Below are 14,155 nucleotides of genomic sequence, written 5' to 3'. Positions count from 1 at the left end.
ACCTACGAGGGCCGTCGGGCCGTCGGCCGGGGCTTACCCCTCGCAACGGCGACGGGCGCCACCCCGGGTGGGGTGGCGCCCGTCGTACGTGGTGCGGAGCTTCAGCGCCGGTCGGCGTCGCTCGCGGTGTCCTCGCGGTAGCTGGCACCGCCGTCGGACTCGCTGGTCAGCGGCTTGGCGCCGCCCTCCGGCGGGCCGGCCAGGCTCTGGCCGCCGGCCGCCAGCTCCGGGAACTTGAGGTCGAACGCCGGCCGCTCGGAGCGGATCCGCGGCATCCGGTCGAAGTTCCGCAGCGGAGGCGGGGAGCTGGTCGCCCACTCCAGCGAGTTGCCGTGACCCCACGGGTCGTCGACCTCGACCACCGGGCCGGCCTTGTACGACTTCCAGCAGTTCCAGATGAACGGCAGGGTCGAGATGCCGGTGATGAACGCGCCGATGGTGGAGACCATGTTCAGCGTGGTGAAGCCGTCGCCGGGCAGGTAGTCGGCGTACCGGCGCGGCATGCCCTCGTTGCCCAGCCAGTGCTGCACCAGGAACGTGGTGTGGAAGCCGATCATGGTCAGCCAGAAGTGCACCTTGCCCAGCCGCTCGTCGAGCATCCGGCCGAACATCTTCGGGAACCAGAAGTAGATGCCGGCGAAGACGGCGAACACGATCGTGCCGAAGAGCACGTAGTGGAAGTGGGCCACCACGAAGTACGAGTCGTGCAGGTGGAAGTCGATCGGCGGGCTGGCCAGCAGCACGCCGGTGAGACCACCGAAGAGGAAGGTGACCAGGAAGCCGATCGAGAAGAGCATCGGCGTCTCGAAGCTGATCTGGCCGCGCCACATGGTGCCGATCCAGTTGAAGAACTTCATACCGGTCGGCACGGCGATCAGGTAGCTCAGGAAGCTGAAGAACGGCAGCAGCACCTGGCCGGTGGAGAACATGTGGTGCGCCCAGACGCTCATCGACAGACCGGCGATGGCGATGGTCGCGGCGACCAGGCCCTTGTAGCCGAAGATCGGCTTACGGGAGAAGACCGGGATGATCTCCGAGATGATGCCGAAGAACGGCAGCGCGATGATGTACACCTCGGGGTGGCCGAAGAACCAGAAGAGGTGCTGGTAGAGCATCGGCCCGCCGGTCGCGGGGTCGTAGACGTGGGCGCCCAGGAGCCGGTCGGCGGCGAGCGCCATCAGCGCGGCGGCCAGCAGCGGGAAGACCAGGATCACCAGGAGACCGGTGACCAGGATGTTCCAGGTGAAGATCGGCATCCGGAACATCGTCATGCCGGGCGCGCGCAGGGTCAGGATCGTGGTGATCACGTTGACCGCGCCGAGGATCGAGCCCAGACCCGAGATGACCAGGCCGACGACCCACAGGTTCGCGCCCACGCCGGGCGAGTGCTCGACGGAGCTCAGCGGCGCGTAGGCGGTCCAGCCGAAGTCGGCCGCGCCACCCGGGGTGAGGAAGCCGACCATGGTCATCGTGCCGCCGAAGAGGAACAGCCAGTAGGCGAAGCTGTTCAGCCGGGGGAACGCCACGTCGGGCGCGCCGATCTGCAGCGGCACCACGTAGTTCGCGAAGGCGAACACGATAGGCGTCGCGAAGAACAGCAGCATGATCGTGCCGTGCATGGTGAACAGCTGGTTGTACTGCTCGGGCGACAGGAACTGCAGCCCGGGCCGGGCCAGCTCGGCCCGCATGATCAGGGCCATCAGGCCACCGATCATGAAGAACGCGAACGCGGTGACCATGTACATGATCCCGATCTGCTTCGCGTCCGTGGTACGCAGCAGCCGCGCGATGGCCGACCCCTTGACCGGCGCTCGGACCGGCCAGGGCCGGGTCACGACCGGCTTGGGTGCGACGGTGGTCACGAGTGGCCTCCGGTTCTGGGTTGTCCCGCTCGGCACGCGCTGGTTATCTGCGGGCCGTCATCCGCAAGGAGGATAGTCCCCGGCAGGTGGCTACGCCGCGTGGGGTGGGCGGGTAGCCTGCACGACCCCGGCGCACCGGGCCCTCGGCCGCCGGCCGCTACAGCGGGCCGAGCAGCAGCCGGTAGTGCTCGCCGAAGATCCGGTCGCCGCGCCCGCGCAGCAGCGGGTCGCGCAGCGCCGGCGGCACGTCCCGGGTCCGGTTGCGGTCCCGGGTCCGGTCCCGCACCCATCGCGTACGCGGGCGACGACGACTCTCGTACGCCGCCAGAGCCGCCTCGACGTCGCCTCCGGCCGCGCGGAGGGAGTCGGCGAGCACCACGGCGTCCTCCAGCGCCATCGCCGCGCCCTGCGACAGCGTCGGTGCGGTGGCGTGCGCGGCGTCCCCGACGAGCAGCACCCGCCCCCGGGACCAGCAGCCCAGTTCCACCTCCTCGGTGACCCCGACGTGCACCCGGTCCAGCGCCTCCAGCACGGCGGGCACCGGCCCGCCGTAGTCGCCGAAGAGCTCGCGCAGCCGGGCCGTCGGGTCGGCCGGCGCGACGGTGCCGGCCTCGTCGGCGTAGCAGTGCAGCCGCCCGGCGCCGATCGGCACCACCAGGAAGCCGGCGCGCTGGCCGAGCAGGGCGGTCCACTCGGCGACCGGGGGCCCGTCGCGCACCACGCTGCGGTAGACGACCTGGCCGGCGGGTCGGGGCGGACCGCCGAGCGCGGCCAGGGCCCGGATCGAGGAGCGCGGCCCGTCGGCGCCGACGACGAGGTCGTACTCGGCGGCGGTGCCGTCGACGAAGGTGACGCCGACGGAGTCCGGCAGCAGGTCGACGGCGCGCACCTCGGCGCCGTGCCGGACGGCGCCGCCCGCACCGGTGAGCAGCACCCGGTGCAGTTCCGTCCGGGGCAGCGCCCGGCACTCGCCGACCCCGGACCAGAGCGCGTCGAGGTCCACCTCGCACAGCGGCGCCCCGGTTGCGTCGAGGAACCGCTGCCGGTGGATGACGTGCCCGAGCGGGCGTACGGGCCCGTCGAGGTCGAGGCGGCACAGCGCCCGGGCCGCGTTGCCGGGTAGGTAGAGACCGGTCTCGGCGTTCTCGCCCGGGGGCAGCCTCTCGGTGACGTCGGGGCGGAAGCCCGCCATCCGCAGCGCCCGGGCCACGGCCAGACCGGCGATGCCCGCGCCGACGACGAGGATGCGCAGGGGAGAGCCACCCATGGTGGTGTACGCCTCCGGAGGGGTTCGGCACGCGTTGGAGGCAAGACACTACTCGGCGCAATCGGCACACACCAGAGTCAATCGTCCCAGACGAAACACTCCTCGGCGCCCGCCGCGCCTGCTTCGGGGGACCACCTGCCCACCGAGCGACTTGGGCGTGACAAACCTCACTTACCTCTCCAATACCCCAGGCCCGTTGCGCTGCGGTTTCAGAGATGTAAATGTGTCGAAGGGCTGTGGGAGCGCTCCCGGCCCCATCCGACTCCGTCCGGCGTTCCGCGCCGAAGCCGAAGGAGCATCATGAAACGTCCACTCCGGGCCCTCGCGGCAGCCGCGCTGCTCGCCGCCGGCTCGATCGTCGCCGTGGCCCTCGGCGGCACCGCCAGCGCCGACACGCAGATCTGCGAGCAATACGGCTCCACCACCATCCAGGGCCGCTACGTGGTGCAGAACAACCGCTGGGGCACCACCGCCCAGCAGTGCATCAACGTCACCGGCAGCGGCTTCGAGATCACCACCCAGAACGGCAGCAACCCGACCAACGGCGCGCCGACCGCGTACCCGTCGATCTTCCTCGGCTGCCACTACACCAACTGCTCCCCCGGCACCAACCTGCCGATCCAGGTCAGCCAGATCAGCAGCGCCACGAGCAGCATCGCCTACCGGTACGTCAGCAACGCCGTCTACAACGCCTCGTACGACATCTGGCTGGACCCGTCGCCGAAGCGGGACGGGGTGAACCAGATGGAGATCATGATCTGGCTCAACCGGCAGGGGCCGATCCAGCCCATCGGCTCCCCGGTCGGCACCGCCACCATCGACGGGCGGAGCTGGGAGGTGTGGCGCGGCAGCAACGGCTCCAACAACGTCATCTCGTACCTGGCCCCGTCGGCGATCAGCAGCGCGAACCTCAACCTGCTGGCGTTCATCAACGACACCCGCAACCGGGGCGCGATCACCAACTCCTGGTACCTGACCAGCATCCAGGCCGGCTTCGAGCCGTGGCAGGGCGGCGCCGGCCTCGCGGTGACGTCGTTCTCGGCGGCGGTAAACGGCGGCGGCAACCCGCCGCCCACGACCGCGCCGCCCACCACGCCCCCGCCGAGCACTCCCCCGCCGGGCGGTGCCGGATGCGCGGTGAAGTACACGCCGAACTCCTGGAGCAACGGCTTCACCGCCGACGTGCAGATCACCAACACCGGGTCGAGCCCGATCAACGGCTGGACGCTGGCCTACAACCTGCCGGCCGGGCAGCAGATCACCAGCTCGTGGAACGCCACGGTGAGTCAGAGCGGCTCGGCGGTGACCGCGCGGAACATCAGCTGGAACGGTTCGCTCGCCCCGGGCGGCACGGCCAGCTTCGGCTACCAGGGCACGCTGAGCGGCGCGTACGCGTCCCCGACCAGCTTCACCCTCAACGGGACCGCCTGCTCGCGCTCCTGAACGCCGGACGCGACGTCCGCCGGGCCACCCCGGTGCCTGGCGGACGTCGCGTGTCTCAGGGCCGGCCGGGTCAGACCCGGGTGAGCCGGACGGCGTCGGCGATGACGAGGCCGGCGGCGGAGCTCCACCGGCTGACCGCGACCCGGTTGGCGTCCCCGGCCGGCAGCGTGAACGTGCCGAGGGAGCGCCACTGCCCGCCGGTCGCCGCCTGGTTGACGATGACCGTCCGGTTGCCGGTGGTGGTGGCCACGATGTACGGCGTCGCGGTGTTGTAGCCGGAGACCGCCGGCCACCACGCGTCGACCCGGTAGTTCGCGGTCGCCGGCACGTTGAACTTGTACCAGGCGGCGTCGCTGGCGGCGACGGGCTGGGCGAAGCGGTAGTCGGTCCCGTAGCGCTGGGCCGAGTACGCCGAGGTGCCCCAACTGGCGCTGGCGGTGAAGCGGCCGGCGGTGGAGTTGTCCACCACGGAGCTCCAGGCGGGGACGCCGCCCGACATCTTCGCGGCGACGTCGGCGCGCATCGTGTTCAGGTCGATGAAGGACGGGTCGATCTTGCCGCTGGTGCTCGTCTCGCGGTGGCCCCGGGCGTAGCTGGCGTCCTTGCCCAACCGCTTGAGCACGGCGGCCGTGGCGGCGATCGACGCGTTGTACTGCGCCGCCGTCATCTCCTGGTTGACGCCGTTGTAGTCGATCTCCCACCCGATCATCAGGGTGTTGCCGTCGCCGGCGGGGATCGGCCCGCTGCCCCGGCTGACGCCCGCGTGGTTGCAGCGGCCGGCGGAGATGACGTGGAAGACGCCGTGGTAGTCGACGAGGGCCTGGCAGAGCGGGCCGGGCAGGTCGGACCGGCCGTTGATGCAGATGTTGAGCGCCGGGTGCGGGTTGCTGGCGCTGGAGGTGGCGGCCGTGTGGTGCCAGAGCACACCGATCGGGTCGAACGAGCCGGGACGCATGCGGTTGACCCAGTCGCCGTGGGTGACGACCTGGACGCCCGCTCCCCGCAGGACGTCCACCAGCCAGGGAATGGTGGCCATCAGGACTCCCCGAGCAGGTCGGCGAGGCACTCGGCCTTCGGCGCGGCGAGCGGCGCGGCGCTCGCCGTGGCGGGCTTGGCGGCTACGGCCACCGCGGTGGCCACCAGGGCCGACATGCCCAGCACCCCGCGTCGGGGGAGGCGGGCGGGTCGTGACGCGTTCATGGCGCTCCTTCAGACAAGGGCGGAGGGGTTCCGACTCATCGATGAACTGGTGACGCGCACGGTATATCGTCACGAGCATCTATGTCGATACCCTTCATCGCCCCTATTCAGGCTGAAGGAAATTGGCAACGGCTGACCCCCGACCGGGCCCCGCTCCCGACGCCGGCAGGGGTTCGTCAGGGGTTGCCGAGGGCGTCGATGTCGCGCATCTCCTCGGCGGTCAGCGAAAAGTGGAAGATGTCGGCGTTGACGCGGATCCGCTCCGGGGTCACCGACTTGGGGATGACCACGATCTCGTGGTCGACGTGCCAGCGGAGCACCACCTGGGCCGGGGAGACGTCGTGCGCGGCGGCGATGCGGGTCAGCACCGGATGGGCGAGGTCGCTGGTCTTGAACGGGCTGTAACCCTCCAGCACCACTCCCCGGTCCCGGTGCTCCTTGTGCCGCTGCCGGTCGTACAACGAGGGGCTCCACCGGATCTGGTTGACGGCCGGGTTCTCCTCGGTCGCCTGGATCAGCTCGTCGAGCTGCCCGGTGCCGTAGTTGCTCACCCCCACCGCGCGCGCGAGCCCCTCGTCCCGGGCGGCGAGCAGCTCGCGCCAGACGGGGATGTTGTCCGCCGGGTTCTCCGGCGGCCAGTGGATCAGCCACAGGTCGACGTGGTCGGTGCCGAGCGCGGTCAGGCTGGCCTCGAGCGTCTCCCGCTCCCGTCCGACGCGATCCGGCGGCAGCTTGGTGGTGACGAAGACGTCCTCGCGGCGCAGCCCGCTCTCCTGGACCGCCCGACCGACCTCCTCCTCGTTGCCGTACATCGTGGCGGTGTCGACGTGGCGGTAGCCGGCGTCGAGCGCGGCGAGCACCGCGTCGTACCCGGCCTGGCCGGTGGCCTGCCAGGTGCCGAAGCCGAGCAGGGGCATCCGCACCTCGCCCGGGAGCGCAACGGTGGGCTGGTCCTCGTGGTCCATGCCGCGGTCTACCCGTGATGACCCACGACATTCCCGGGCGACCGGACACCCGGGCGCCGGGCAGGTCGGCGCGGATTGCCGGAGAATGCGGATGTGGCTGACCCGCTGGAGGAGTACCGGCGCAGACGGGACGCGGCGCGCACCCCGGAGCCGGTGCCGGAGCGCCCCCCGAGGAGGAAGCGGACCGCCGACGGCACTGCCCGGTTCGTGATCCAGCAGCACCACGCCCGCAGCCTGCACTGGGACCTGCGCCTGGAGCACGAGGGGGTGCTGGCCTCCTGGGCGGTGCCGCGCGGGCTGCCCCGCGACGCCGGCCGCAACCATCTCGCCGTGCACACCGAGGACCACCCGATGGAATACCTCGACTTCCACGGCGAGATCCCGGCCGGCGAGTACGGCGGCGGCCGGATGACCGTCCACGACCGGGGCACCTACCACTGCGAGAAGTGGCGCGACGACGAGGTGATCGTCGTGCTGGACGGCGAGCGCACCTCCGGGCGGTACGTCCTCTTCGCCACCGGCGGCAGGAGCGGGCGGGACTGGATGGTCCGGCGCACCGACCCGCCGCCGGAGGGCTGGACGAGCATGCCGGAGCTGGTCCGCCCGATGCACCCCACCCGGGCGGCGAAACTGCCGGCGGACGAGCCGGAATGGGGCTACGAGCTGCGCTGGGACGGGCTGCGCGCGGTCGCGTACGTCTCGGGTGGGCGGCTGCGGCTGCTCGCGGAGGACGACGAGGACGTCTCCGGGACGTACCCCTGGCTGCGGGAGCTGGCCGAGGAGCTGGCGCCCACCGAGGCCGTGCTGGACGGCGTCCTGGTGCGCATCGACCGGGCCGGTCGGGTGCGGCCGGCGCGCGGCGGACGCCGGACCCCCGACGCCCAGTACCTGATCTTCGATCTGCTCTGGATGGAGGGCGTGACCAGCCTCGACCTGCCGTACGCGCAGCGCCGGGAGCTGCTCGACGGCCTGGCGCTCGCCGGCCCGCACTGGCAGACTCCGCCGTGGTTTCCCGGTGCCGGCCGGGAGGCGCTGCGGACCGGGCGGGAGCAGGGGCTGCCCGGGGTGGTGGCGAAGCGCCTTGACTCGGTCTACGAGCCGGGCGGGCGCAGCCGGCGCTGGCTGAGCATCGACGCGAGCCGAGACACGAGCTGAGACGGCGAGGAGCATCGTGTACCTGACGCACCTGGAGTGCCCGCGCTGCGGGCGGGAGCACGACGCCGCCAAGCTGACCAACCTCTGCGACTGCGGATCCCCGCTGCTGGCCCGCTACGACCTGGCGGCGGTGGCGAAGGTGCTCACCCCGGAACGGTTCCCCCTGCGCCCGGCCGACCTGTGGCGCTACCGCGAGCTGCTGCCGGTGGCCGACCCCCGGCACGAGACCACGCTGGGCGAGGGCTGGACGCCGCTGCTGCGCACCCCGACCTACGGCGCGGAGATCGGCATCGCGGACCTGCTGGTCAAGGACGAGGGGCTGACCCCCACCGGCTCGTTCAAGGCGCGCGGCGCGGCGGTGGGCGTCAGCCGGGCCCGCGAGCTGGGCGTGACGCGCATCGCCATGCCCACCAACGGCAACGCGGGCGCGGCCTGGGCCACCTACGCCGCGCGGGCCGGGCTGGGCGCGACCATCGTCATGCCGCTGGACGCGCCGGCCATCTGCCGGCGCGAGTGCGTGGCCGCCGGAGCCGACCTGCGCCTGGTCGACGGGCTGATCGGCGACGCCGGGCGGCACGTCGCGGGGCTGGTCGCCGGCTCCGGCGGCGCGATCTTCGACGCCGGCACGCTGCGGGAGCCGTACCGGCTCGAGGGCAAGAAGACGATGGGGTACGAGATCGTCGAGCAGCTCGGCTGGCAGGTGCCGGACGTGATCATCTATCCGACCGGCGGCGGGGTCGGCCTGATCGGCATCCACAAGGCGCTGCACGAGCTGCGCGAGCTGGGCTGGATCGAGGACAAGCTGCCCCGCCTGGTCGCGGTGCAGTCGACGGGCTGCGCGCCGATCGTCCGCGCCTTCGCCGCCGGTGAGCAGCGGGCGCGCCCCTGGGCCGACGCGCACACCGTGGCGTTCGGCATCACCGTGCCGGCCCCGCTCGGCGACGAGCTGATCCTCGACGCGCTGCGCGCCAGCGCCGGCACCGCGATCGCCGTGGACGACGCCGAGATCCTGGCCGACCTGCGGGACTTCGCCGCCCGCGAAGGGCTGCTGCTCTGCCCGGAGGGGGCCGCCTGCCTGACCGCCGCCCGGCACCTGCGCGCCGGCGGCTGGATCCGGGCCGGCGAACGCGTGGTGGTGCTCAACACCGGGGCCGGCGTGAAGTACCCGGAGACGGTGGACGTCACCGACGTACCGGTGCTGCCGGCCTGACGTCCTTACCCGCTGTCAGTCCGTGGTGGGGTCGGTCAGCCGCCAGGCGGCGCTGACCAGGCCGATGTGCGACAGCGCCTGCGGGGTGTTGCCGACCTGCGCGCCGGTACGCGGGTCGATCTGCTCGCTGAACAGGCCGATGTCGTTGGCGTGCCCGAGCAGCCGCTCGAAGAGCGCCTCGGCCCGGCCCTGCTCACCGGCCAGGACCAGGCACTCCACCAGCCAGAACGAGCAGGGCAGGAAGCCCGCCGGGTCGGTGTCCCAGCGGCGGAGGAGTCCCTCCCCGGCGCCCAGCCCCCGCTCGACGGCCTCGATGGTCGCGCGCATCCGCGGGTCGGTCGCCGGCAGGAAGCCCACCAGCGGCAGCAGCAGCACGGAGGCGTCCAGCTCCGGCGAGCCGAACGCGCCGCCGTACGCGCCGGTCCGCTCGTGCCAGCCGTCGCGCAGCACGACGGTCCGGATCTCGTCGCGGATCCTCGCCCACCGCCGGGCGTCGGCCCGGTCGCCGAGCCGGGGCGCGAGCCGCACCGCCCGGTCCAGCGCCACCCAGCAGAGCACCTTCGACGTGAGGTAGTGCCGGTCGGTGTCCCGGGTCTCCCAGATGCCCCGGTCCGGCAGGTGCCAGGTGGCGGCGACCTGCTCGGCCAGGCCGAGCACCATCTCGCGCAGTTCCGTGTCGAACGACTCCCCGAGGTGGTCGCGCAGCTGCCAGACCGCCGAGAGCACCTCGCCCGGCACGTCGAGCTGGCGCTGCCGCCAGGCGTCGTTGCCGACCCGCACCGGCAGGCTGCCGCCGTAGCCGCGCAGGTGGGCGCACTCGTGCTCGGAGACGTCCCGCTCCCCCTCCAGGCCGAAGAGCACGGGCACGGGGTCGGGGCCGACCCGGCCGATCGAGCGGGCCGCCCAGGCGAAGAGCCGGGACGCCTCGGACGGGCAGGCGGCCACCCAGAGGGCGCGCAGCGTCATGGCGAAGTCGCGCAGCCACGAGTAGCGGTAGTCGTAGTTGCGGTCGCCGCCGATCCGCTCCGGCAGCGACGTGGTCAGGGCCGCGACCACCGCGCCACTGCGGGCGTACGTGAGGCCGGTGAGCACGGTCGCGCTGTGCCGGACCTGCTCCCGGTAGCGGCCGTCGTAGTGGTGCGACTCGCGGTACGCCTGCCAGGCCTGCACCGTCTCGGCGAGCGCGGCCACCGGCTCCAGCCGGGCCGGCGCCGTCCCGTACGCCTGCCCGTACGCCACGTCGAAGCCGACCACCTGCCCGGCGGAGACCTCGAACTCCTGCCGGACCCGGTCCCGGTCGACGTGCGGCTTCACCCCGCCGGTGTGCAGGGCCAGCACGACCGGGCCGGCCGCGGCCAGCACCCCGCCGTCGGGCTGCCCGTGCAGGTACGGGGTGAGCAGGCCGTACTCCGGGCGGGGGCGGAAGTCGAGCGACATCCGCACCCGCCCGGCCAGTCCCTCCACGACCCGTAGCAGCACCGCCGGGGAGTTCATCCCCAGCTGGTGGCCGCGGGCGCCGAGCTCGGCGGCGAGCGCGTCGGTGACCGCGACGCTCCCCTCCGGCGTGTGGTGCACGGTGCGCAGCACCAGCGTGTCGGCCACGTACGCCCGCTCCACCCGGTGCCCGGGAAGCCCGGCGGCGGTGGGCGCCAGCCGGAAGTGCCCGGCCTCCGTGTCGAGCACGCGGCCGAAGACCGACGGGGAGTCGAACCGGTCCGGACACCACCAGTCGATCGAGCCGTCCCGACCGACCAGGGCGCCCGAACGGCAGTCGGAGAGGAACCCGTAGTCGGAGATCGCCAGTTGGTCCACCCGCTGCGGGTACCCCGTTGCGGCCGCCTCAGGCGGCACCGACGGTCAGGAGGTGGGCGGCTCGTCCTCGCCGGCGGCCTCGGCGGCGTCGGCCTCCTCCTTGGTCCGGTGCACCGCCTGGTCGGCGTGCTCGGGCGGGCCGTAGACCGTGTAGAGCACCAGGGGGTTGGGGCCGGTGTTGACGAAGTTGTGCTTCGTGCCGGCCGGCACCACCACCAGGTCGCCCTGCACGACCTCGCGCTTCTCCCCCGCCACCTGCGCCTCGCCCGTACCGCTGACGAAGGTCAGGATCTGGTCGATGTCCTCGTGGACCTCCTCGCCGATCTCGCCACCCGGCGGAATCGTCATGATCACCAGCTGGGTGTGCTCACCGGTCCACAGCACCCGCCGGAAGTCCGGGCTCTTCTCGGCGACGGTCGCGATAGTGAAATGCTCCATGCCGACGCACATACCCGCTACGGCCCGACGCCACGCCGGGACTCGCAGATGGTGGAATTCGCCACTCCTCGGGGGTTTCGATCCCTGACGGGCGGGGATCGAGGGAGTAGCCGGCGCACGGTGGCCGGTCGAGCCAGGTCCCCGCCGGCGTACCGCCGTACGGCTGCGGTGGTGGGAGACGGCCAGAGCGCGGCGACGTTCCGATCCCCGGGATCCGAACGGCGCCGCGCGCTCGTGTCCGGCTCAGTCGTCGTCCTCGACCGACACCGGCTCCAGCCCCACGCAGCGCAGCTTCAGCTCGAACTCCCCGGACGGGCCGGCGAAGGCGACCTCCACGTCGTCGTCCGGCCCCGGCTCCGCGTCCGAGACCCGGTAGCCCGGCGCGGGCGTCCAGGAGACCAGCCGTACCCCACCCGGCCCGCACTCGACCACCGCGCTGCCACCCGTCGTGGCGAAGGCCCGACGTGCTCCCGCCGGGGTCGAGCCCTTCGCTCCCGGCGACGGCGGCCCGTCGGTCCCGCCCGCCGCCGGGGACGACGGTCCGCCGGCCCCGGGGACGGTGGGCCTGGGCGAGGACAGGGCGCGCTCGATCTCCTCCTGGCTGAGCACCCCGCCGGGGGTGCCGGCGATGCTCTCCCCCACCCACCGGATCGCGGCCACCCCGATCAGGGTGGCGAGGGCGGCGGTGGCCAGCCAACCGGCGACGGCGAGGAACGAACGGCGGCGCATTCCCCGAGTCTGACCGATCCGAGGTTGGGACGAGCACCGGACGAGGCTAAGGGAGGGTTAACGTCCGGGCCGGCGCGCCGCGTGGCGGCTAGCCTGCCACCTGTGGCCCGCCTGCTGCTCATCGAGGACGACCTGACGATCCGTACGCCGCTGCTGCGGGCACTGCGCGAGCGGGGGCACGCGGTGGCCGCCGCCTCGACGGCGATGACCGGCCTGCGCGACGCGCTGGACGACCGGCCCGACCTGGTGGTGCTCGACCTGGGACTGCCCGATCTGGACGGCCGCGAGCTGCTGCGGATGCTCCGCGCGGTCAGCGCCGTGCCGGTGATCGTCGCGACCGCCCGCGACGACGAGACCGAGATCGTCGGGGTGCTCGACGCCGGGGCGGACGACTACGTGGTGAAGCCGTTCACGGCCGCGCAGCTCGACGCGCGGATCCGGGCGGTGCTGCGGCGCGGGAGCGGGTCCGCCCCGGAGGAGGACCCGGCACTGGTGGTGGGCGGCCTGCGGGTCGACCCGCGGTCGCGGCAGGTCACCCTGGACGGTGCGCCCGTCGAGCTGACCCCGCGCGAGTTCGACCTGCTGCACCACCTCGCGGGCCGGCCCGGCCAGGTGGTCACCAAGCGGGAGCTGCTCGCCGAGGTGTGGCGGGTCCCGTACGGCGGCGCCGACAAGACCGTGGACGTGCACCTGTCCTGGCTGCGACGCAAGCTCGGGGAGAGCGCGCAGGCGCCCCGCTACCTGCACACCGTGCGGGGCGTCGGGGTCCGGCTCGAAGCGCCGGGGAGCGCCGGATGAGGGCCCGACTGACGCTGCTGGTCGCCGCGGTCAGCGTGCTCACCCTGGTCGCCTTCCTGGTGCCGCTGGCGCTGCTGGTGCGTACGGTCGCGGCGGACCGGGCCACCGTGCGGGCCACGGCCGACGCGCAGAGCCTCGTCACCGTCGTCGGCACCGCTGACACCGCGACGATCCGGCTGACCGTCGACCAGCTGGCCACGGAGTCGGCGCGGCCGGTGACGGTGTTCCTGCCCGACGGCACGGTGCTCGGCGCCCCGGCCCCCCGTACGGCCGCCGTGGCGCTCGCCGAACGGGGGCAGAGCCTCACCGCCGAGTCCGGGCGGGGGCGGGAGGTGGTGATCGCCGTGCAGGGGCGTCCGGACGGCACCGGCGTGATCCGTACGGTGGTCCCGCCCGCCGAGCTGACCGCCGGGGTGACCCGGTCCTGGCTGGTCCTGGCCCTGCTCGGCGTGCTGCTGGTGCTGATCGGGCTGGCCGTCGCCGACCGGCTGGCGCGCACCCTGGTCCGGCCGATCGGTGAACTCTCGGCGGTGTCGCACCGGCTGGCGAACGCGGAGCTGGCCGCGCGCGTAAAGCCGGCCGGGCCGCGCGAGCTGCGCGAGGTGGCCGGCGCCCTCAACCACTTGGCCGGCCGGATCCAGGTGCTGCTGGTGCAGGAGCGGGAGGAGGTCGCGGACCTCTCGCACCGCCTGCGTACCCCGCTGACGGCGCTCCGTCTGGAGGCCGAGGCGCTGCGCGACCCGGAGGACGCCGCCCGGGTGACCGCGGCCGTGGACGGGCTGGAGCGGGCGGTCACGGGCCTGATCCGACAGGCCCGGTGGCGGGTGCCGACGGCCGGGGCGGCCAGCGCCGACGCGGCGGCCGTGGTGGCCGAGCGGGTGGCGTTCTGGTCGGTGCTGGCCGAGGACACCGGGCGGGCCGTGACGCTCGACCTGGCGCCGGGACCGCTGCCGGTGGGCGTGCCCGCCGACGAGCTGGCGGCGGCGGTGGACGCCCTGCTCGGCAACGTCTTCGCGCACACTCCGGACGGCACCGCGTTCGCCGTCCGGCTGACGGCGCAGGAGGCGGGCCGGGCGGCGCTGGTCGTGGCGGACGAGGGTCCGGGGATGCCGCCCGGCACGATCGGCCGGGGCGCGAGCACCGCCGGCTCGACCGGTCTGGGCCTGGACATCGCCCGCCGCGCCGCCCAGTCCAGCGGTGGCCGCCTCACCCTGCACGCCGCGCCCTCCGGGGGCGCCGAGGTACGCCTCGAACTGGGCCCGCCCCCGTCCTGACC

At 73.2% G+C, this 14,155-nt stretch carries 13 protein-coding genes; 5 read left to right on the top strand and 8 right to left on the bottom strand.

Annotation, left to right across the window (positions count from 1 at the left end):
• Positions 1-101: 101 nt before the first annotated feature.
• Together ctaD and ACN27A_RS27710 are read right to left on the bottom strand one after the other, a co-directional pair.
• A complete protein-coding gene (gene ctaD, locus ACN27A_RS27715) occupies positions 102-1,862 on the bottom strand; it encodes a cytochrome c oxidase subunit I (RefSeq protein WP_132233840.1) in 1,761 nt (586 codons plus the stop codon).
• 157 nt (positions 1,863-2,019) lie between these two features.
• Positions 2,020-3,129, bottom strand: coding sequence for an FAD-dependent monooxygenase (locus ACN27A_RS27710; protein WP_421457481.1), 1,110 nt, complete (start codon positions 3,127-3,129; stop codon positions 2,020-2,022).
• A gap of 300 nt (positions 3,130-3,429) precedes the next feature.
• On the opposite strand from ACN27A_RS27710, the gene ACN27A_RS27705 reads away from it, so the two are divergent.
• Positions 3,430-4,572 (top strand): GH12 family glycosyl hydrolase domain-containing protein, encoded by a 1,143-nt coding sequence (locus tag ACN27A_RS27705; protein ID WP_393167710.1) that lies wholly within the window; start codon positions 3,430-3,432, stop codon positions 4,570-4,572.
• Positions 4,573-4,642: 70 nt separating this feature from the next.
• Here ACN27A_RS27705 and ACN27A_RS27700 read toward each other — a convergent pair whose 3' ends face one another.
• The 3 genes from ACN27A_RS27700 to ACN27A_RS27690 form a co-directional block, all read right to left on the bottom strand.
• On the bottom strand, positions 4,643-5,608 hold the full coding sequence (locus ACN27A_RS27700) for an N-acetylmuramoyl-L-alanine amidase (protein ID WP_421457479.1): 966 nt from the start codon (positions 5,606-5,608) through the stop codon (positions 4,643-4,645).
• The gene (locus ACN27A_RS27695) at positions 5,608-5,772 is read right to left on the bottom strand and encodes a hypothetical protein (protein WP_165947736.1); all 165 of its coding nucleotides are present in this window, start codon (positions 5,770-5,772) and stop codon (positions 5,608-5,610) included. Before ACN27A_RS27695 ends, ACN27A_RS27700 begins: the two co-directional genes overlap by 1 nt.
• A gap of 176 nt (positions 5,773-5,948) precedes the next feature.
• The gene (locus ACN27A_RS27690; RefSeq protein ID WP_393167705.1) at positions 5,949-6,737 is read right to left on the bottom strand and encodes an aldo/keto reductase; all 789 of its coding nucleotides are present in this window, start codon (positions 6,735-6,737) and stop codon (positions 5,949-5,951) included.
• Between the two features lie 93 nt (positions 6,738-6,830).
• On the opposite strand from ACN27A_RS27690, the gene ACN27A_RS27685 reads away from it, so the two are divergent.
• Both ACN27A_RS27685 and ACN27A_RS27680 read left to right on the top strand, forming a co-directional pair.
• The gene (locus ACN27A_RS27685; RefSeq protein ID WP_421457478.1) at positions 6,831-7,892 is read left to right on the top strand and encodes a DNA polymerase ligase N-terminal domain-containing protein; all 1,062 of its coding nucleotides are present in this window, start codon (positions 6,831-6,833) and stop codon (positions 7,890-7,892) included.
• Between the two features lie 16 nt (positions 7,893-7,908).
• Entirely contained in the window at positions 7,909-9,102 is a 1,194-nt protein-coding gene (locus ACN27A_RS27680) for a threonine synthase (protein ID WP_151453609.1), read from the top strand.
• A 15-nt stretch (positions 9,103-9,117) separates the two neighbouring features.
• Here the strand turns inward: ACN27A_RS27680 and ACN27A_RS27675 are convergent, their stop codons facing one another.
• The 3 genes from ACN27A_RS27675 to ACN27A_RS27665 all read right to left on the bottom strand — a co-directional run bounded on the left by ACN27A_RS27675 (position 9,118) and on the right by ACN27A_RS27665 (position 12,081).
• A complete protein-coding gene (locus tag ACN27A_RS27675; protein WP_421457476.1) occupies positions 9,118-10,914 on the bottom strand; it encodes a glycoside hydrolase family 15 protein in 1,797 nt (598 codons plus the stop codon).
• 45 nt (positions 10,915-10,959) lie between these two features.
• Positions 10,960-11,352, bottom strand: coding sequence for a cupin domain-containing protein (locus ACN27A_RS27670; protein WP_121399025.1), 393 nt, complete (start codon positions 11,350-11,352; stop codon positions 10,960-10,962).
• A gap of 243 nt (positions 11,353-11,595) precedes the next feature.
• A complete protein-coding gene (locus ACN27A_RS27665; protein WP_421457475.1) occupies positions 11,596-12,081 on the bottom strand; it encodes a septum formation initiator in 486 nt (161 codons plus the stop codon).
• A gap of 102 nt (positions 12,082-12,183) precedes the next feature.
• On the opposite strand from ACN27A_RS27665, the gene ACN27A_RS27660 reads away from it, so the two are divergent.
• Both ACN27A_RS27660 and ACN27A_RS27655 read left to right on the top strand, forming a co-directional pair.
• Positions 12,184-12,879 (top strand): response regulator transcription factor, encoded by a 696-nt coding sequence (locus ACN27A_RS27660; protein ID WP_151453606.1) that lies wholly within the window; start codon positions 12,184-12,186, stop codon positions 12,877-12,879.
• Positions 12,876-14,153 carry an ATP-binding protein gene (locus ACN27A_RS27655; protein WP_421457474.1) on the top strand — a complete coding sequence of 426 codons (1,278 nt, stop codon included), beginning with the start codon at positions 12,876-12,878 and terminating at the stop codon, positions 14,151-14,153. Before ACN27A_RS27660 ends, ACN27A_RS27655 begins: the two co-directional genes overlap by 4 nt.
• The last annotated feature ends 2 nt before the right edge of the window (positions 14,154-14,155 follow it).

Origin of the sequence: Micromonospora sp. WMMD737, from assembly GCF_049179055.1 — a bacterium.
Lineage (GTDB): Bacteria > Actinomycetota > Actinomycetes > Mycobacteriales > Micromonosporaceae > Micromonospora > Micromonospora reichwaldensis.
The sequence above is the reverse complement of the archived record's forward strand: the minus strand, read 5'-3'. Positions and strand labels throughout refer to the sequence as shown.

Coding starts and splice junctions, on each gene's coding strand:
- ACN27A_RS27705 (WP_393167710.1), top strand. CDS start 3,430: ATGAAACGTCCACTCCGGGCCCTCGCGGCAGCCGCGCTGCTCGCCGCC.
- ACN27A_RS27695 (WP_165947736.1), bottom strand. CDS start 5,772: ATGAACGCGTCACGACCCGCCCGCCTCCCCCGACGCGGGGTGCTGGGC.
- ACN27A_RS27665 (WP_421457475.1), bottom strand. CDS start 12,081: ATGCGCCGCCGTTCGTTCCTCGCCGTCGCCGGTTGGCTGGCCACCGCC.
- ACN27A_RS27670 (WP_121399025.1), bottom strand. CDS start 11,352: ATGGAGCATTTCACTATCGCGACCGTCGCCGAGAAGAGCCCGGACTTC.
- ACN27A_RS27710 (WP_421457481.1), bottom strand. CDS start 3,129: ATGGGTGGCTCTCCCCTGCGCATCCTCGTCGTCGGCGCGGGCATCGCC.
- ACN27A_RS27655 (WP_421457474.1), top strand. CDS start 12,876: ATGAGGGCCCGACTGACGCTGCTGGTCGCCGCGGTCAGCGTGCTCACC.
- ACN27A_RS27700 (WP_421457479.1), bottom strand. CDS start 5,608: ATGGCCACCATTCCCTGGCTGGTGGACGTCCTGCGGGGAGCGGGCGTC.
- ACN27A_RS27690 (WP_393167705.1), bottom strand. CDS start 6,737: ATGGACCACGAGGACCAGCCCACCGTTGCGCTCCCGGGCGAGGTGCGG.